This is a genomic window from Pseudomonas rustica, from assembly GCF_018336155.1.
Taxonomy (GTDB): Bacteria; Pseudomonadota; Gammaproteobacteria; order Pseudomonadales; family Pseudomonadaceae; genus Aquipseudomonas; species Aquipseudomonas rustica.
In genome coordinates this window covers 137,562-155,507 of sequence record NZ_JAGYHF010000002.1, presented here as the reverse complement: position 1 = coordinate 155,507, position 17,946 = coordinate 137,562, and the positions used below count along the sequence as shown (strand labels likewise).

At 59.0% G+C, this 17,946-nt stretch carries 19 protein-coding genes; 10 read left to right on the top strand and 9 right to left on the bottom strand.

What is annotated here, in order from left to right; translation table 11 throughout:
* Window positions 1-77 precede the first annotated feature (77 nt).
* The 4 genes from KFS80_RS03810 to KFS80_RS03795 form a co-directional block, all read right to left on the bottom strand.
* Window positions 78-1,205 (bottom strand): NAD(P)/FAD-dependent oxidoreductase, encoded by a 1,128-nt coding sequence (locus KFS80_RS03810; RefSeq protein WP_212544014.1) that lies wholly within the window; start codon window positions 1,203-1,205, stop codon window positions 78-80.
* Between the two features lie 169 nt (window positions 1,206-1,374).
* Window positions 1,375-2,319 carry an ornithine cyclodeaminase family protein gene (locus KFS80_RS03805; RefSeq protein ID WP_212544013.1) on the bottom strand — a complete coding sequence of 315 codons (945 nt, stop codon included), beginning with the start codon at window positions 2,317-2,319 and terminating at the stop codon, window positions 1,375-1,377.
* A 140-nt stretch (window positions 2,320-2,459) separates the two neighbouring features.
* Window positions 2,460-3,941: an ATP-dependent RNA helicase RhlB gene (gene rhlB / locus KFS80_RS03800; RefSeq protein ID WP_159815597.1), complete on the bottom strand. Its 1,482-nt coding sequence runs from the start codon at window positions 3,939-3,941 to the stop codon at window positions 2,460-2,462.
* A gap of 96 nt (window positions 3,942-4,037) precedes the next feature.
* Window positions 4,038-4,694 carry an alpha/beta hydrolase gene (locus KFS80_RS03795; RefSeq protein WP_212544012.1) on the bottom strand — a complete coding sequence of 219 codons (657 nt, stop codon included), beginning with the start codon at window positions 4,692-4,694 and terminating at the stop codon, window positions 4,038-4,040.
* Between the two features lie 468 nt (window positions 4,695-5,162).
* Here KFS80_RS03795 and KFS80_RS03790 point away from each other — a divergent pair, with 468 nt between their 5' ends.
* From KFS80_RS03790 to KFS80_RS03775, 4 genes are all read left to right on the top strand, one after another.
* Window positions 5,163-6,194, top strand: coding sequence for an amino acid ABC transporter substrate-binding protein (locus KFS80_RS03790; RefSeq protein WP_053117336.1), 1,032 nt, complete (start codon window positions 5,163-5,165; stop codon window positions 6,192-6,194).
* A gap of 66 nt (window positions 6,195-6,260) precedes the next feature.
* Window positions 6,261-7,442, top strand: coding sequence for an amino acid ABC transporter permease (locus tag KFS80_RS03785; RefSeq protein ID WP_212544011.1), 1,182 nt, complete (start codon window positions 6,261-6,263; stop codon window positions 7,440-7,442).
* Between the two features lie 10 nt (window positions 7,443-7,452).
* On the top strand, window positions 7,453-8,550 hold the full coding sequence (locus KFS80_RS03780; RefSeq protein ID WP_008080192.1) for an amino acid ABC transporter permease: 1,098 nt from the start codon (window positions 7,453-7,455) through the stop codon (window positions 8,548-8,550).
* Between the two features lie 10 nt (window positions 8,551-8,560).
* Window positions 8,561-9,325, top strand: a complete 765-nt coding sequence (locus tag KFS80_RS03775) for an amino acid ABC transporter ATP-binding protein (RefSeq protein ID WP_053117341.1) — start codon at window positions 8,561-8,563, stop codon at window positions 9,323-9,325.
* 52 nt (window positions 9,326-9,377) lie between these two features.
* Here KFS80_RS03775 and KFS80_RS03770 read toward each other — a convergent pair whose 3' ends face one another.
* Both KFS80_RS03770 and KFS80_RS03765 read right to left on the bottom strand, forming a co-directional pair.
* Window positions 9,378-9,866, bottom strand: a complete 489-nt coding sequence (locus tag KFS80_RS03770; RefSeq protein WP_212544010.1) for a type II toxin-antitoxin system MqsA family antitoxin — start codon at window positions 9,864-9,866, stop codon at window positions 9,378-9,380.
* Entirely contained in the window at window positions 9,863-10,174 is a 312-nt protein-coding gene (locus tag KFS80_RS03765; RefSeq protein ID WP_212544009.1) for a type II toxin-antitoxin system MqsR family toxin, read from the bottom strand. Before KFS80_RS03765 ends, KFS80_RS03770 begins: the two co-directional genes overlap by 4 nt.
* A 166-nt stretch (window positions 10,175-10,340) precedes the next feature.
* On the opposite strand from KFS80_RS03765, the gene KFS80_RS03760 reads away from it, so the two are divergent.
* From KFS80_RS03760 to KFS80_RS03740, 5 genes are all read left to right on the top strand, one after another.
* Window positions 10,341-11,000 (top strand): FadR/GntR family transcriptional regulator, encoded by a 660-nt coding sequence (locus KFS80_RS03760; protein WP_212544008.1) that lies wholly within the window; start codon window positions 10,341-10,343, stop codon window positions 10,998-11,000.
* Window positions 10,990-12,294: a CynX/NimT family MFS transporter gene (locus KFS80_RS03755; RefSeq protein WP_212544007.1), complete on the top strand. Its 1,305-nt coding sequence runs from the start codon at window positions 10,990-10,992 to the stop codon at window positions 12,292-12,294. The genes KFS80_RS03760 and KFS80_RS03755 overlap by 11 nt, the downstream gene beginning before the upstream one ends.
* 238 nt (window positions 12,295-12,532) lie before the next feature.
* Window positions 12,533-13,003 carry a nuclear transport factor 2 family protein gene (locus KFS80_RS03750; protein ID WP_053117357.1) on the top strand — a complete coding sequence of 157 codons (471 nt, stop codon included), beginning with the start codon at window positions 12,533-12,535 and terminating at the stop codon, window positions 13,001-13,003.
* Between the two features lie 39 nt (window positions 13,004-13,042).
* Complete coding sequence (locus KFS80_RS03745) at window positions 13,043-13,345, top strand: GIY-YIG nuclease family protein (protein WP_008083651.1); 303 nt, start codon at window positions 13,043-13,045, stop codon at window positions 13,343-13,345.
* Window positions 13,346-13,429: 84 nt separating this feature from the next.
* Window positions 13,430-14,365, top strand: coding sequence for a glutathione S-transferase family protein (locus KFS80_RS03740; protein WP_053117363.1), 936 nt, complete (start codon window positions 13,430-13,432; stop codon window positions 14,363-14,365).
* A 99-nt stretch (window positions 14,366-14,464) separates the two neighbouring features.
* Here KFS80_RS03740 and KFS80_RS03735 read toward each other — a convergent pair whose 3' ends face one another.
* Together KFS80_RS03735 and yejK are read right to left on the bottom strand one after the other, a co-directional pair.
* Window positions 14,465-14,815 (bottom strand): glutaredoxin family protein, encoded by a 351-nt coding sequence (locus KFS80_RS03735; RefSeq protein WP_053117366.1) that lies wholly within the window; start codon window positions 14,813-14,815, stop codon window positions 14,465-14,467.
* Window positions 14,815-15,819, bottom strand: coding sequence for a nucleoid-associated protein YejK (gene yejK, locus KFS80_RS03730; protein WP_053117368.1), 1,005 nt, complete (start codon window positions 15,817-15,819; stop codon window positions 14,815-14,817). Before yejK ends, KFS80_RS03735 begins: the two co-directional genes overlap by 1 nt.
* A gap of 519 nt (window positions 15,820-16,338) precedes the next feature.
* On the opposite strand from yejK, the gene KFS80_RS03725 reads away from it, so the two are divergent.
* Window positions 16,339-16,620, top strand: coding sequence for an HU family DNA-binding protein (locus tag KFS80_RS03725; RefSeq protein WP_003221909.1), 282 nt, complete (start codon window positions 16,339-16,341; stop codon window positions 16,618-16,620).
* A 181-nt stretch (window positions 16,621-16,801) separates the two neighbouring features.
* Here the strand turns inward: KFS80_RS03725 and rlmF are convergent, their stop codons facing one another.
* Window positions 16,802-17,821 (bottom strand): 23S rRNA (adenine(1618)-N(6))-methyltransferase RlmF, encoded by a 1,020-nt coding sequence (gene rlmF / locus KFS80_RS03720; RefSeq protein ID WP_158831723.1) that lies wholly within the window; start codon window positions 17,819-17,821, stop codon window positions 16,802-16,804.
* Window positions 17,822-17,946: the final 125 nt, after the last annotated feature.

Below are 17,946 nucleotides of genomic sequence, written 5' to 3'. Positions count from 1 at the left end.
GCTGCGTCAGCGCCCCCGTGAACAGGAGGCGCTGCGAGTGTGCCGCAATCCGTTGAGCGAGTCATCCTGACGGGCATTCAAGCGAGGCGGGCAGGGGAGAGCATGGCGCTGCTCAGACCGAAGTTGCGCAAGTGTTCAGGCAAAGATTCGCCGCGAACCAGCGCCGCGCTGGCCTGGCCCATCGCCGGCGATGTCTGGATGCCGTAACCACCCTGCGCCGCGACCCAGAACAGCCCCGGCACCTGCGGATCGAAACCGCTAAGCAAATCACCGTCGGCGACGAAACTGCGCAGGCCGGCCCAAGTGCGGGTCGGACGGCGGATGGTCAGCGTGGTGGCTTCTTCGATCTGGTAAATGCCCATGGCAATGTCCAGTTCTTCGGGTTGCACGTCGTGAGGTTCTACCGGATCGGCGTTGGCCGGCGAGCCGAGGAACATGCCGGCGTCGGGCTTCATATAGAAGGACTCGTCGAGGCTGACCAGCATCGGCCAGTGATGAATGTCGACGCCTTCGGGGCCGGCAAAGATAAATGCAGCGCGGCGTTTCGGTTGCAGGCCCAGCGGCTTGGCGCCGGCCAGTGCGCCGATCTTGTCAGCCCAGGCGCCGGCGGCGTTGATGATCACTGGCGCGCTAAAGGTCTGGCCGTTGGTTTGCACCTGCCAGAGGCCGTCGGCGTCGCGGCTCAGGCCGAGCACTTCGCAATCAGTGTGGACTTCACCGTTGTTGCGACGGATGCCGCGCAGGTAGCCCTGATGCAGGGCATCGGTGTCGATGTCGCTGGCGCTCGGGTCGTAGATCGCGCCGTGGACTTTTTCCCGACGCAGGATTGGCAGACGTGCGCAGGCTTCGTCGGCAGTGAGCAGTTGCATCTCTGGGACTGTGGCTTTGGCGCTGAGGTATTGGTTGTTGAGTTCGGCGTTGTCACCGGTGAAGTCCACGGTCATTTCGCCACGTGGGGTCAGCAGTGGGTGTTCACAGAAACCGTTGGGTGGATTATCGAAGAATGCGCGGCTGGCTTGGGTCAGGGCGCGGACTTGCGGCGTGCCGTAGGCAGCGGTGAACAGCGCGGCGGAACGTCCGGTGGAATGATAGGCCGGGTGCGACTCACGTTCGAGCACGATGACTTTGGCCTGCGGCGACAGCCAGAACCCGGTGGAAGCGCCGGCAATCCCGCCGCCGATGATGATGAAATCTGCCTGGCTCATGAAAAACTCCAAAGCTATCGTGGCTCTCTGGGATCTGCCATTGGCAATTCCCCAATCAGAATGCGATCCCCGTAGGAGCTGCCGAAGGCTGCGATCTTTTGATCTTTGTTTTTAAGGTCAAGATCAAAAGATCGCAGCCTTCGGCAGCTCCTACAGGGGATTTTTGGTGTTAGTGGGTCAGGTGATACACCGCATTGGCGAGGGCAATGTCTTCCAGGCCCAAACCGATTGAACGGAAAAACACGTGACGGTCGTAACCCGGACGCTGGACTTTTTCACTGAGCAGGTCAGCGAGGTCACCAACGATCGCATCGTTGCTCCAGCCATGCTGCTCACTGGCAATCAGCATTTCACCCGCCGACCCCGGCGTGGTCAGCCGATAGTCGCAGAAGACCTGCATGTCGTTGAGGCTCTGCGGCGGCACTTCGTGCGCACGCGGGGCGTTGGTGCTGATCGAAGTGATCAGCGCCGGTTTGCTCAACTCAGCGGGATCAATCACCGGGCCCGCCGATGAGGTGCAAAGCATGATCACGTCAGCTTCGGCGAGGGCGGCCTCACGGCTGTCGGTGATCTTCAGATTGGGCGTGATGGCTTTCAGCAGGGCCTGGGATTGAGTATCAGCGCACAGGCTTGGCGAATACAGACTGATGCTCTGCCAGTCACGCAGCGACTTCACGTAATGCAGGTGCGCTTGGGCAACCTTGCCGCTGCCAATAATCGCCAAATGTTTAGCGCCCAGAGGCGCGAGCGCATCAACCGCCACCGCTGTGGTCGCCGCCGTTCGCGCAGTGGTCAGTTCACCGGCATCACAAAGCAGCAATGGCTGACCGGTTTTCATCGACATCAACAGCGTCCACGCTGTCACCAGCGCACCTTGTTCGCGAACGATGTACGGCGAGGTCTTCACGCCGTAAACGCCATCCTCAGCCAGTACACCCAGATAGTTGATGAAGTCGCCAGCACCCTGCGGGAACTCGACCAGTTGCTGCGCCGGCTGCAAGGCTTTGCCGTTGGCAAGATCACGAAACAGCTTGCGCAAGATCTGCGGCACATCGATACGCGCCAGCAACTCACGGGCCTGGGCTTGGTCGATCACGTAGGGCGTACTGGACATTTCAGACTCCGTAGACAAAAAAACTAAACTTGTTTGTCCATTATGGACTTTTAGTATTCTTGGGCAAGCTTCTGCGGCAAAAAATCCAGACGAAAAAAAAGCGCAGTCCGTTGCCGGCTGCGCTTGTCTTTTAGCGTCGCTTACTGCTGCGGACGCTTGCGCTCAACCGCACGCAACAAATGCGTCGGCGGCGTTTCACAGCTGATCTTGCGACCGAGCTTCTCTTCGATGGACGGCAACTGATAGGAGTCGTCCTCACCGGCGAAGCTGATCGACACGCCATCAGCGCCCGCACGACCGGTACGGCCGATGCGGTGTACGTAGTCGTCCGGCACTTCCGGCAGGGTGAAGTTGATCACGTGGCTGATGCCGTCGATGTGAATGCCGCGACCGGCCACATCGGTGGCGACCAGTACGCGAATCTTGCCTTCACGGAAGCCTTCCAACGTCTTGATGCGTTTGTGTTGCGGCACGTCGCCGGACAACTGCGCAGCGTTCACACCGTCGCGCACCAGGCGCTCTTCGATGCGGCGGACTTCGTCCTTGCGGTTGGCGAAGACCATCACCCGCTCCCAGCCATTATCGTTGACCAGGTTGTAGAGCAGTTTGTACTTGTCGGCACCGGCCACGGCGTAGATGTGTTGCTCGACGTTTTCGTTGGCGACGTTGGTGATTTCGATTTCGACGATCGACGGGTCGGTCGTCCACTGCTTGGCGAGGTTCATCACGTCTTCGGTGAAGGTCGCGGAGAACAGCAGGGTCTGGCGTTCGCTTTTCGGCGGGGTCTGACGAATGATCTGGCGGACTTGCGGGATGAAACCCATGTCGAGCATGCGGTCGGCTTCGTCCAGCACCATCACTTCGACCATGTCCAGATGCACATCGCCGCGCTGGTTGAAGTCGAGCAGGCGGCCCGGGGTCGCGACGAGAATGTCGCAGTGGCGCGCTTCGAGGTGCTTGAGCTGCTTGTCGAAGTCCATGCCGCCAACGAAGGTCATCACGTTGAGGCCGGTGTACTTGGTCAGGTCAGCGGCGTCTTTGGCGATCTGCACCACCAGCTCACGGGTCGGCGCGATGATCAGCGCACGGGGTTCGCCCATGTAGCGTTCTTTCGGCGGCGGCGTTTGCAGCAACTGAGTGATGATCGAGATCAGGAACGCGGCGGTTTTGCCGGTACCGGTCTGCGCGCGACCAATGGCGTCTTTGCCGGCGAGGGTGAAACCCAGCACCTGCGCCTGGATCGGCGTGCAATACGGGAAGCCCAGATCCTGAATGGCGTGCATCAGTTCTGGCGCGAGTTTGAAATCGTGAAAGCGGGTTTTGCCTTCTTGTGGCTCGACGACGAAATCTTCGAGTTTCCACGGAATGACCGATGCCTTGGGCTTCGGTTCGCGACGCGGTCTGGCCGGTTTCGGCTCTTCACTGCGCGCAGGCTCGGCGGCGATGGGCGCGGCCGGAGCGGGTTGCGGGTCTTGCTTCGGTGCTGCTACGGCAGCGGGGCGGTCGGCCTGGGGCGCATCGTGGCGATGACCGGGGGCGTGCGACGGCGCACTGGGAACTGGCGCGAGCTGCTCAGCCTCGCTTTTACCGAACATTTTCTTGAGTGCTTCGAGCACGGTCATCTCATCAATTGGTTAAGGAATGTACGCCGGCCAGTGTAATGCAAGAAACGGGCGCGGCGTAGTGTGATGATCAACGGGCAGGCAATGCTGTCGCGATTAGCGCAGACGTTCGCTCAACCAGACGCCAATGTCGCGAATTTCTTCGGGTAACACTTCGTGCTCCATTGGGTATTCCTGCCATGTCACGGTGACACCATGCTTCACCAAGTGCTCGTAAGCACTGCGGCCCATCGAGTTCTGCACCACGTTATCGAACTGACCGTGCAGGCACAGCACCGGAATCCGCTGCTGGCTGGCCGATAACTCCAGCTCATCACTGAACGTCGGTGCATACGTCGACAACGCCAGCACGCCACCCAACGGCCCCTGCCATTTCAAGAAAGCGGTGTGCAACACCACGGCACCACCCTGGGAAAAACCGGCGAGGAAAATCCGCGAGGCGTCTATTCCGCTGGCGCGCTGGTTTTCGATCAATTCGATGATGCGATCGGCAGACGCTTCCAGCTCATCGCGATCGATCGCCCGCGCCGGGCTCATGGCTTTAATGTCGTACCAGCTCGGCATGGCATATCCGCCATTTATCGTCACTGGACGTGTCGGCGCCTGCGGCAGCACAAAACGCGTGCTCAGCAAACTTTCCTGCAACGCCTCGGCCACCGGCAGGAAGTCGTAACGGTCGGCGCCGAGGCCGTGCAGCCAGATCACGCAGGCGTCTGCGGGCTTAACAGGCTGAAGAATCAAGGGCTCGGTCATGGCTGCTCCAATTGTGTGCGGGCGCTCTCATTGAGTGCGTGATTGAAGGGCGCGCCCGATTGATCTGTTAAGAAGATGTCGCAAGGGTACAAGTTTTGCTATTGACCTGTCGCTAAAGCGCTTCAGCGAACGGTGTGGTACGGGCTTTGCTATGGCTTCAGGCGTGCAACCGATCTCGCGCCTGGCGGTAACACTATCAGTGTACCCCGTGGGCCGGGATTGCAAAAAATCCGGTGATGGATGTTCGCCAAGGGCCGCTACGGGCTTCGCGAACGTGAAAGGGCTACCGCCCGTTCGGCCGATTGGTGAGAAGTGAGTGATCCATTTTGTGGATCTTCTCCTACTAGACTCATAGCGAAGGTCTTACGTCGGTTGACCCAATAAAAAGCCAACAAGGGTCAACACCGCCTCAAAAGGGTGCGACTGGACTCAAGCTCCGACACAACAAGAGCAAAACTGGAGGTTTGAATGAAGATGTTGAAATCCACCCTGGCCATCGTGACTGCAGCAACAGTACTCGGTGTCAGCGGGTTCGCTCAGGCGGGTGCAACCCTGGATGCAGTGCAGAAGAAAGGTTTCGTGCAGTGTGGCGTGAGCGACGGTCTGCCGGGCTTCTCGGTACCGGATGCAACCGGCAAGATCCTCGGGATCGATGCTGACGTCTGCCGCGCTGTGGCCGCTGCCGTATTCGGCGACGCGACCAAGGTCAAGTTCAGTCAGTTGAACGCCAAGGAGCGCTTCACCGCGCTGCAGTCCGGCGAAATCGACATTCTGTCGCGCAACACCACCATGACCAGTTCGCGTGACGCGGGCATGGGCCTGAAATTCCCGGGCTTCATTACCTACTACGACGGCATCGGCTTCCTGGTGAACAACAAGCTCGGCGTGAAAAGTGCCAAAGAGCTGGACGGTGCAACCATCTGCATCCAGGCCGGTACCACCACCGAGCTGAACGTTTCCGACTACTTCCGTGGCAACGGTCTGAAATACACCCCGATCACTTTCGACACCTCCGATGAAAGCGCCAAGTCGCTGGAATCCGGTCGTTGCGACGTGCTGACCTCCGACAAGTCCCAGCTGTTCGCCCAGCGCAGCAAGCTGGCAGCGCCGAAGGACTACGTGGTTCTGCCGGAAACCATTTCCAAAGAACCACTGGGCCCGGTCGTACGTAATGGCGACGACGAGTGGCTGGCCATCGTGCGTTGGGTTGGCTACGCGCTGCTCAACACCGAAGAAGCCGGCATCACTTCGAAAAACGTCGAAGCCGAAGCCAAGTCGACCAAAAACCCGGACGTCGCTCGTATGCTCGGTGCTGACGGCGAATACGGCAAAGACCTGAAACTGCCGAAAGACTGGGTAGTACAGATCGTCAAACAAGTCGGTAACTACGGCGAAATCTTCGAGAAAAACCTCGGCAAGAGCACTCCGCTGGAAATCGACCGCGGCTTGAACGCCCTGTGGAACAACGGCGGCATTCAGTACGCACCACCAGTGCGCTAATGGTTCTATCGCCCGGCGGGCCAACCGCCGGGTGATGTTCTTGTTCCATTTTTTGCGGGGCACTTCATGCAAAATTCAATCGGCGCACCTAAGCAGAGGCTCAGCCTCAGCGATCCACGAGTGCGTGCGTGGCTATTCCAGATCATCACGATTGTCGCGGTGGTTTCGCTGGGCTGGTTTCTGTTCGACAACACTCAAACCAACCTGCAGCACCGGGGCATCACTTCCGGTTTCAGCTTTCTGGAGCGCAGTGCCGGGTTCGGCATCGCTCAACACCTGATTGACTACACCGAAGCGGACAGTTATGCCCGCGTCTTCGTTATCGGTTTGCTCAACACCTTGTTGGTGACAGTGATCGGCGTGATTCTGGCGACGATTCTCGGTTTCATCATCGGTGTGGCACGGCTGTCGCAGAACTGGATCATCAGCAAACTGGCGACGGTGTACGTGGAAGTTTTCCGCAACATTCCGCCGCTGCTGCAAATCCTGTTCTGGTACTTCGCGGTATTCCTGACCATGCCGGGGCCGCGCAACAGCCACAACTTCGGCGACACCTTCTTCGTCAGCAGCCGTGGCCTGAACATGCCGGCCGCGCTGGCCGCTGATGGTTTCTGGGCGTTCATGATCAGTATCGTGGTGGCCATCGTCGGCATCGTGCTGATGTGCCGTTGGGCCAACAAACGCTTTGAAGCGACCGGCGTACCGTTCCACAAGTTCTGGGTAGGCCTGGCGATTCTGCTGGTGATCCCGGCGTTGTGCGCACTGATCTTCGGCGCGCCGCTGCACTGGGAAATGCCCGAGCTCAAAGGCTTCAACTTCGTTGGCGGCTGGGTGCTGATCCCGGAACTGCTCGCGTTGACCCTCGCCCTGACCGTGTACACCGCAGCGTTTATCGCTGAGATCGTGCGTTCGGGGATCAAGTCGGTCAGCCACGGCCAGACCGAAGCGGCGCGTTCGCTCGGCCTGCGCAACGGCCCGACCCTGCGCAAGGTGATCATTCCGCAAGCCCTGCGCGTGATCATTCCGCCGCTGACCAGCCAATACCTCAACCTGGCGAAAAACTCTTCGCTGGCGGCCGGTATCGGTTACCCGGAAATGGTTTCGCTGTTCGCCGGCACCGTACTTAACCAGACCGGTCAGGCGATCGAAGTGATTGCCATCACCATGAGCGTGTACCTGGCGATCAGTATCAGCATTTCCCTGCTGATGAACTGGTACAACAAGCGCATTGCGCTGATCGAGCGGTAAGGAAAAGCGCATGAGTACTCATACTTTCAAACCCGACATGCCCCCACCGAACAGCAGCATCGGCGTGGTGGCGTGGATGCGCGCGAACATGTTCTCCAGCTGGCTCAACACCTTGCTGACCCTGTTTGCGTTCTATCTGATCTACCTCGTCGTGCCACCGATTCTCAGTTGGGCAATCATTGATGCCAACTGGGTCGGTACGACGCGCGCCGACTGCACCAAGGACGGCGCCTGCTGGGTGTTCATTCAGCAGCGTTTTGGCCAGTTCATGTACGGCTATTACCCGGCTGAATGGCGCTGGCGCGTCGACCTGACCGTGTGGCTGGCGGTGATCGGCGTGGCGCCACTGTTCATCTCGCGCTTCCCGCGTAAAGCGGTGTACGGGCTGAGCTTTCTGGTGATCTACCCGATTGTTGCCTGGTGCCTGCTGCACGGCGGCGTGTTCGGCCTGCCACAGGTGGCGACCAGCCAATGGGGCGGACTGATGCTGACCCTGGTGATCGCCACCGTCGGTATCGCCGGCGCCTTGCCGCTGGGGATCGTGCTGGCATTGGGTCGACGCTCGAACATGCCGGCGATTCGGGTGGTCTGCGTGACCTTCATCGAATTCTGGCGCGGCGTGCCGTTGATCACCGTGCTGTTCATGTCCTCGGTGATGCTGCCGCTGTTCCTGCCTGAAGGGATGAACTTCGACAAGCTGCTGCGGGCGCTGATCGGCGTGATCCTGTTCCAGTCGGCCTATGTCGCTGAAGTGGTGCGCGGTGGTCTGCAAGCGATTCCCAAAGGTCAGTACGAAGCGGCCGCAGCGATGGGCCTCGGTTACTGGCGTTCGATGGGCCTGGTGATTCTGCCGCAAGCCCTGAAGCTGGTGATCCCCGGCATCGTCAACACCTTTATTGCGCTGTTCAAGGACACCAGTCTGGTGATCATCATCGGCCTGTTTGACCTGCTCAACAGCGTCAAGCAAGCCGCTGCCGATCCGAAATGGCTGGGCATGGCCACCGAAGGCTACGTGTTCGCCGCCCTGGTGTTCTGGATTTTCTGTTTTGGTATGTCGCGCTATTCCATGCATCTGGAACGCAAGCTCGACACTGGCCACAAGCGTTAGGAGTTTTGAGATGAGTGAAGTAATCAAAAAGCCTGTGAGCCCTGAAGGCATTATTCAGATGCAGGGCGTCAACAAGTGGTACGGCCAGTTCCACGTGCTGAAAGACATCAACCTCAACGTGAAACAGGGCGAACGTATCGTTTTGTGCGGCCCGTCGGGTTCCGGCAAATCGACGACGATTCGTTGTCTCAATCGTCTGGAAGAACACCAGCAGGGCCGCATCGTCGTCGACGGCGTGGAACTGACCAATGACCTCAAGCAGATCGAAGCGATCCGCCGCGAAGTCGGCATGGTGTTCCAGCACTTCAACCTGTTCCCGCACCTGACCATTTTGCAGAACTGCACCCTGGCGCCGATGTGGGTGCGCAAGATGCCCAAGCGCAAGGCCGAGGAAATCGCCATGCATTACCTGGAACGCGTACGCATTCCGGAGCAGGCGCATAAATTCCCGGGGCAACTGTCCGGCGGTCAGCAACAGCGTGTGGCGATTGCCCGCGCCCTGTGCATGAAACCGAAAATCATGCTGTTCGATGAACCGACTTCAGCGCTCGATCCGGAAATGGTGAAAGAGGTGCTCGACACCATGATCGGTCTGGCAGAAGACGGCATGACCATGCTCTGCGTGACCCACGAAATGGGCTTCGCGCGGACTGTGGCGAACCGTGTGATCTTCATGGACAAGGGTGAGATCGTTGAACAGGCTGCGCCGAATGACTTCTTCGACAACCCGCAGAATGAGCGGACGAAGTTGTTCTTGAGTCAGATTTTGCATTGATAGTTTTTGCGTAAATCAAACCCGGCCTTGTGCCGGGTTTGTTTTTTTGGGGTCAGGAGATGGTGAGGGTTTCGTGTTCTTTGTGGACGGTGTGCTTGAAACCGCGCAGGTCTGCGCCTTCAGCCAAGGTCTGGATATCGACGAGCATGTAGGGATGTCGATCCAGCAAACGCATCAGCAGCACCAATGCTTTGGGTGGAAGTAGCTCGCCACGCTCGTAACGAGAGAACGCGTTATGCCCGCCACCGGAGAGCAATTGCACCGTCTCTTTTTGCGTCAGGTGCAATTTGCGCCGAATGCGTTTCATCTCGGCGCCGATCATTTGTCTGGCAGCGAGAACCAACTCGTCACCGGCGTTGCAGTAACGCTCTGCACTATCGCTGTCGAAATCCCATTCCACTTCACCGCACTTCTGGCACTCCCAACCGGACAGATCGTCTACTCGGCGCTCCATGCCTTTGACACTCAGGGTTTCTCCGCGACCCTGGAAATGCCTCATTCCCTCACGTGCACCGCAGCTGACACATTGCTGGGTTTTCATGGGTTTTTCTCCTTGAAAGAGATTACCGGTGGGCCGCCGCCGGGGCGGTAGGTCACCTTGATGTAAATCTCCTGATCTCGTGAATTGATGTGATACACGTCTTGCCAGATTCGATGATCGTCATAAGTAGTCATCGATTTGTACAACATCCTGGTTTGTAGCTCGAAGACGATCTCTAGCATTTCGCTGAGGTTGAAGCCGAGCTTCTGAGCTGATTTGACCGAAGTTTTGGTGAAAGCTTTTTGACCTAACCGCCTGACCTCAGCCTTGATCACCGCCAGCTCATAATGGGGTGTGTTCTTTTCCATAAGAAACCAAAACCCTGTCCCTGAAATTACCCTTAAAGGGTAATTTTCACTAATCGAAAATGCCGCTCCATGTGTCGCCTTTTAACCCTAGGTGGTTGCCGTCCTACATGGGTCTGACTAACATGTCGGAAAATTCATCCTATGATTGGATGAAAGGGCGAATCCTATGCCAGACATTTCTCCACTCATCAAACGATCCTTGGTCGATCAGGCCCTGGATCAACTCCGCCAGCGCATCAACAGCGGCGCCTGGCAGGTCGGCGAGCGCTTGCCGACCGAACCCGAGCTCTGCGCTGAGTTGGGCATTAGCCGCAATACCGTGCGCGAAGCCATGCGTGTGTTGGCGTTTTCCGGATTGATCGAGATTCGTCAGGGCGACGGCAGCTATTTGCGCGCGCTGGTTGATCCGCTCGATACGCTGAAAGCGTTGTCGCGTTGCTCGCTGGAGCAGGCGCGGGAAACCCGGCACATCCTTGAAGTCGAGGCGATCGGCCTGGCGGCGTTGCGTCGCACCGATGAAGACCTCGCCGCATTGCGCGAAGCACTCGGCACCAGCGGCAGTCACTACCACGGCGACCTCGATACCTACATCGCCTGCGATCTGGTGTTCCACCGCCGACTGGTCGACGCCGCGCACAACCCGACCCTCAGCGAGCTGTATCGCTATTTCTCCAGCATCGTCGGCGCGCAATTGCGCCAGACCCTGAACATCGTCCCGCGCCGTCAGGAAGTGTTCGACCTGCACATCGAGTTGCTCGATGCCGTCGAACAACGCGACCCGGAACGGGCCAAAGCCTTGTCGAGGCAGTTGATCAATGAACCTTGAAACCGAGAAATCCATGTCCCGCAGTGAGCTATCCACAACCCCGAAACGCACGGCAGAGCTTGAAGAGCTGCTGATCGACGCCGAGGCCGATGACGAGCAGGTGCAACAAAGCCATCCGCTGGTGCGCCGGCCGTGGCTGTTGCTGCTGGGGCTGATTCTGGTGGCGTTGAACTTGCGTCCGGCGCTGTCGAGCATGGCGCCGCTGCTCAGCGACGTTTCCAAGAGCCTCGGCTTGTCGGCGGCGCAGGCCGGTTTGCTGACCACACTGCCGGTGCTGTGCCTCGGTTTATTCGCACCGCTGGCACCGATTCTGGCGCGACGTTTTGGCGCCGAACGCGTGGTGTTGGGGATCCTGCTGACACTGGCCTGCGGCATCATTTTGCGTAGCAACTTCGGTGAAATCGGCCTGTTTGCGGGCAGCGTATTGGGCGGCGCAAGCATCGGCATTGTCGGCGTATTGCTGCCGGGTATCGTCAAGCGCGACTTCGCCAAACACGCCGGCACCATGACCGGCGTCTACACCATGGCCCTGTGTCTGGGCGCGGCAATGGCGGCGGGCACCAGTGTGCCGTTGAGCGAACATTTTGGCGGAGACTGGACAATTGGCCTGGGCTTCTGGGTCATCCCGGCGCTGGTGGCGGCGTTGTTTTGGCTGCCACAGGTCGGGCAGAAACACGGTGCACACAACGTCGCCTATCGCGTGCGCGGTTTGCTGCGTGATCCGCTGGCGTGGCAAGTGACGTTGTACATGGGCCTGCAATCGTCGCTGGCGTACATCGTGTTCGGCTGGTTGCCGTCGATCCTGATTGGTCGCGGGCTGACGCCGACGCAAGCAGGGCTGGTGTTGTCCGGCTCGGTGATCATCCAGCTCGCGAGTTCGCTGGCCGCGCCTTGGCTGGCCACTCGCGGCAAGGATCAGCGACTGGCAATTGTCGTGGTGATGGCGTTGACCCTGGGTGGCCTGTTCGGTTGCCTGTATGCGCCGATCGAAGGCCTGTGGGGCTGGGCGATTCTGCTGGGCCTGGGGCAGGGCGGTACGTTCAGTCTGGCGTTGACGTTGATCGTCTTGCGTTCGCGGGATTCGCACGTCGCGGCGAACCTGTCGAGCATGTCCCAGGGCTTCGGCTACACGCTGGCGTCGATGGGGCCGTTTGCGGTCGGTGTGGTGCATGACTGGACGGGCGGCTGGAATGCGGTGGGCTGGATCTTCGGCATCATCGGCACCGGCGCGATCATCGCCGGCCTCGGCGCCGGGCGTGCGCTGTACGTGCAAGTGCAAAGCGAAAGAATCTGACGCGTAACCCTTTTTTGGGGGCCGTGATATCCAATGTGGGAGCGAGCTTGCTCGCGAAGACGGTGGTTCAGGCACAGATCATGTTGAATGTGCCGGCCTCTTCGCGAGCAAGCTCGCTCCCACAGTTTTTGGGGCGCCTTTAAGATCTTGCATGGTATTCGATGTGCGAATGCCGATAGTGTTTCTTCGTATTGCGGATTATCGTGCTGGCAATCTGTACCTATTTTGGAGATTGCCCATGAGCGAAGCCCACAGCGCGTTGATCACCCGCTTCTACGAAGCCTTCAAACGTCTGGACGCCGAGGCCATGGCCGCGTGCTACACCGATGACGTGGTGTTCAGCGATCCGGCCTTCGGCGAACTGCGCGGGCGCGATGCCGGCGACATGTGGCGCATGCTCACCACCCGCGCCAAAGACTTCTCCCTGACCTTCGACAATGTCCGCGCTGATGAGCGCAGCGGCGGTGCGCACTGGGTCGCGACCTACCTGTTCAGCCAGACCGGCAACGTTGTGATCAACGATATCCAGGCCCGTTTCGTCTTCCGTGACGGCAAGATCTGCGAGCACCACGACCATTTCGATCTGTGGCGCTGGTCGCGTCAGGCTCTGGGTTTCAAAGGTCTGCTGCTGGGCTGGACGCCTCTGGTACGCAACGCCGTGCGTGCGCAGGCGTTGAAGGGACTGAAGGCATTTCAGGCCGGTCGCTGATAAGATCGCGACCTGTTTCCTACACGCCTTGATCCCAAAGTGACCAGCCTTAGCGAAAAATCTGTCGATGTGGCCGAACCGGTGAGCAAGTCCTGGTTCGTCTACCTCGTTCGCGCGGCCAACGGTTCGCTGTACTGCGGCATCAGCGACGACCCGGTGCGCCGCTTCGCCAAGCATCAAAGCGGCAAAGGCGCGCGGTTCTTCCTCTCCAGCCCGGCGATGGCACTGGTGTACACCGAATTGTGTCGCGACAAAAGCGACGCATTGCGTCAGGAACGGCTGATCAAAAAACTGCGCAAGAGTGCCAAGGAATGCCTGGTCGCGTCTTATCAATCTGACTGATCGGTTCCCATCAGCCAGATCTGTAGGCTGCTAAGCAAATGCACGCTAAGCTGCCGACTCACTTTCTGAGCGGCGGAGCCGAGCATGTCCGAGTTGATTCTGCATCATTACCCGACTTCTCCATTTGCCGAGAAGGCCCGCCTGCTGCTGGGCTTCAAAGGCTTGTCGTGGCGCTCGGTGCACATTTCGCCAGTGATGCCCAAGCCGGATCTGACCGCACTGACTGGCGGCTATCGCAAAACCCCGGTGCTGCAAATCGGCGCCGACATCTACTGCGACACTTCACTGATCGCCCGTCGCCTGGAGCAGGAAAAAGCCCTGCCGAGCTTTTTCCCTGAAGGCCAGGAAATGACCACCGCGAGTTTCGCCACCTGGGTTGATTCGGTGGTGTTTCAACATGCGGTGAGCCTGGTGTTTCAGCCGGAATCGGTAGCCGTGCGTTTCGGCAAGCTGCCGCCGGAAGCGATCAAAGCGTTTATGGCTGACCGCGCCGGTTTGTTCAGTGGCGGCAGTGCCACACGTTTGTCCGCTGAGCAGGCCAAGCATCAATGGCCGACGATCATGCTGCGTCTGGAGCAACAACTGCAGCGCGAGCAGGGCGACTTCCTGTTCGGCGAGCCGTCGATTGCCGACTTCGCGCTGGCGCATCCGCTGTGGTTCCTCAAAGCGACTCACGTCACCGCGCCGTTGGTGGATGAGTACCCGGCTGTTTCTGCTTGGTTGGGTCGAGTGTTGGGCTTTGGTCATGGCGCGGCGAGTGCGATGACCTCTGAGGAAGCGCTGGAAGTTGCACGCAGTGCGACGCCAGCGGATCTGCCGAAAGAGCAGTTCATCGACCCAAATGGTTTCAAGGCAGGCCAGCAAGTGGCGATCTCGGCGACGGATTATGGTGTTGATCCGGTGGTCGGTGAGTTGCTGTTTGCCGGTAGCGAAGAGCTGATCATTCGTCGCGAAGACGAGCGCGGCGGCGTGGTGCACGTGCACTTCCCACGCTTCGGTTTCCGCATCGAGGCCCGCTAAATCTGTAGGAGCTAAGCTTGCTCGCGAAGAACGATGAAGCGGTGTCTCTGATAAACCGGATTATCGTTCTTCGCGGGCAAGCCTTGCTCCTACAGAGTTTTATTTCAGGGCGGCGAGGATTTCGTCCGGGTCAAACCCGCGAATCAACGTGCCGTTGACATCAATCAACGGAATCCCGCGTCCACCCAATGCCTCATACGCCTTGCGCGCATCGGCATCCTTCTCGATATCGAACTCCTTGAACGCAATCCCCTTGCTGTCGAGAAAACGCTTGGTCTGCTTGCAGTAACCGCACCAGTCGGTGGCGTAGAGCACGACGTTGGCTTGCGCCCGCGTCTGCTCGGCAACCATCTGCGACGGATTGAATACCCGCTCGATCTTGCCCCAGTTCTGATACACCACGACCACCAGCAGAACCAGCGCAACCTTTTTCAGCACATTGGCGAGCATCAGTTGCGCCGCTTCAGCTGATCGGTCAGCGACGTCGGCAAACCTTTGATGACCAGGGTGCCAGCCTCTTCGTCGTACTCGATCTTCGAGCCCAGCAGGTGCGCTTCAAAGCTGATCGACAGGCCTTCGGCGCGGCCGGTGAAGCGGCGGAATTGATTCAAAGTGCGTTTGTCCGCTGGAATCTCTGGCGACAGGCCGTAGTCCTTATTGCGGATGTGATCGAAGAAGGCTTTCGGGCGCTCTTCGTCGATCAGCTCGGAGAGTTCTTCCAGGCCCATCGGCTCGCCGAGTTTGGCCTGGCTGCTGGCGTAATCGACCAGGGTCTTGGTTTTCTCGCGGGCCGACTCTTCCGGCAGGTCTTCGCTCTCAACGAAGTCGCTGAAGGCCTTGAGCAGCGTGCGGGTTTCGCCCGGGCCGTCGACGCCTTCCTGGCAGCCGATAAAGTCGCGGAAATATTCCGAGACCTTTTTGCCATTCTTGCCCTTGATGAACGAGATGTACTGCTTGGACTGCTTGTTGTTCTGCCACTCAGAAACGTTGATCCGCGCCGCGAGGTGCAGTTGGCCGAGGTCGAGGTGGCGCGACGGGGTCACGTCCAACTCGTCGGTCACCGCCACGCCTTCACTGTGGTGCAGCAGGGCGATTGCCAGGTAATCGGTCATGCCTTGCTGATAATGCGCGAACAGCACGTGGCCGCCGACCGACAGGTTCGACTCTTCCATCAGCTTCTGCAGGTGCTCGACCGCGACTTTGCTGAATGCGGTGAAGTCCTTGCCGCCCTCCATGTATTCCTTCAGCCAGCCACTGAACGGGAACGCGCCGGATTCCGGGTGAAACAGGCCCCAGGCTTTGCCCTGTTTGGCGTTATAGCTTTCGTTGAGGTCGGCGAGCATGTTCTCGATGGCCGCGGACTCGGCCAGTTCCGTGTCACGGGCGTGCAGAACTGCGGGCGTGCCGTCGGGTTTTTTGTCGATCAGGTGGACGATGCAATGACGGATCGGCATGGGCTTCTCGGCTGTTGGAAGGGAGGAGGGCAGGCTCCCCCGAAAAAGCGCTAAGTGTACCCGATTCTCGGCACGGGCCAGTTGTAGGAGCTGCCGCAGGCTGCGATCTTTTGATCTGGCATTTTAATAAAACAGGATCAAAAGATCGCAGCCTGCGGCAGCTCCTACATAAGCGGGAAACCGCGTCAGCGGCAGCGTAAACGTGGGGTTGTAGGGCAAAACCGGGGCGTGCGACCGGGCTTATGCAGTTTTTTCGCGGTTTAGAGCAATAAAGCTGACCAAATGGGTAGCTAGAGGCGGATATTTCCTTGTCTCTGTGCTAGTTTTGCCCGGTCTTACGCGAAGTCACTGCGTTAAGCGTGCAATCAGCATTTGTCAGGTCGAACCAAACCCTGATTTCGGTATCTATAACCCGACTCGTCGTGGTTATCGCCGAGGGTGCCAGATCCAGAAGATCGGGCTCGATGGCTGACACTGCACTCTGCAATCCATATGAATTTGATAGGGAAGGAACACTACATGGCTCTTACTAAAGACCAACTGATCGCCGACATCGCTGAAGCTATCGACGCGCCGAAAACCACCGCGCGTAACGCTCTGGACCAACTGGGCCAAATCGTTGCCGATCAGCTGGAAAACGGCGGCGAAATCACCTTGCCAGGTATCGGCAAGCTGAAAGTGACCGAGCGTCCTGCCCGCACTGGCCGTAACCCTTCGACTGGCGCTGCCATCGAAATCCCTGCGAAGAAAGTGATCAAGCTGGTTGTGGCCAAAGGCCTGACCGACGCTGTGAACAAGTAAGACGCAGCAATAAAAAACCGTGCTCCGGAGTGATCCGGGCACGGTTTTTTTGTGCCTGCGATTTGACGTCTTACCCCTGTAGGAGCTGCGGCACGCTGCGATCTTTTGATCTTGTGTTTAAAAATCAATCAAGATCAAAAGATCGCAGCGTGCCGCAGCTCCTACAGGGGTCAGCCCAGGGTTAGCGGGTCCAACGCTCGCGGCGCCAGATCTGCTGCTCGGACTTGGTCTGGAACGTCCACGCCACGAAACGGCTCTGCTTCTGGCCTTGGGACATTTCTACGACCTGGCTTTCCAGCACGCCGGCCTTTTTCAGCGCGGTTTCGATGGCTGGCAGGTTCGAGGCTTTCGACACCAAGGTGCTGAACCACAGCACTTTGTGCTGGAAGTTCGCGCTCTCGGCGATCAGTTGCGTCACGAAACGCGCTTCGCCGCCTTCACACCACAGCTCGGCTGACTGGCCACCGAAGTTCAGCACCGGCAGTTTACGTTTCGGATCGGCCTTGCCCAGCGCACGCCATTTGCGCTCGCTGCCCTTGGTCGCTTCGTCCATCGAGGCGTGGAACGGCGGGTTGCACATGGTCAGGTCGAAACGCTCACCTGGCTCAAGCAGGCCGATCAGGATGTGCTTGCGGTTTTCCTGCAAACGCAACTGGATCACCTTGTTCAAGTCGTTGGACTGAACGATTGCTTTGGCGGCAGCCACCGCCGTCGGGTCGATCTCCGAGCCAAGGAAGTGCCAGCGATATTCGCTGTTACCGATCAGCGGGTACACGCAGTTGGCGCCCATGCCGATGTCGAGCACGTTGACGATTGCGCCGCGCGGCACCTTACCGTCGTTCATGCTCGCCAGCAGGTCAGCGAGGAAGTGCACGTAATCGGCACGGCCCGGCACAGGCGGACAGAGGTAATCTGCCGGGATGTCCCAGTGCTGGATGCCATAGAACGACTTGAGCAGCGCCCGGTTGAACACGCGCACCGCGTCGGGGCTGGCGAAGTCGATGCTTTCCTTGCCGTACGGGTTGGTGATCACGAACTTCGCCAGTTCCGGCGTGGTCTTGATCAGCGCCGGGAAGTCGTAACGACCCTGATGGCGATTGCGCGGGTGCAGGCTGGCCTTTTCACGCGGCTCGACGGTCTTGGCCGGGGTCGCGGAGTCGGGCTTTTTGCGCGCAGGTTTGGGTGTGCGGGGGGCGTTCATGGGCGTGGTCGATTCGGGTATGGCTGAAAGTGGCGGGTATTGTCCCACATCCGCTCCCAGATAACGCAAATCCGTGTAGGAGCAGAGCTTGCTCGCGAAGAGGCCGTGTCAGACAAAGTTGCAGT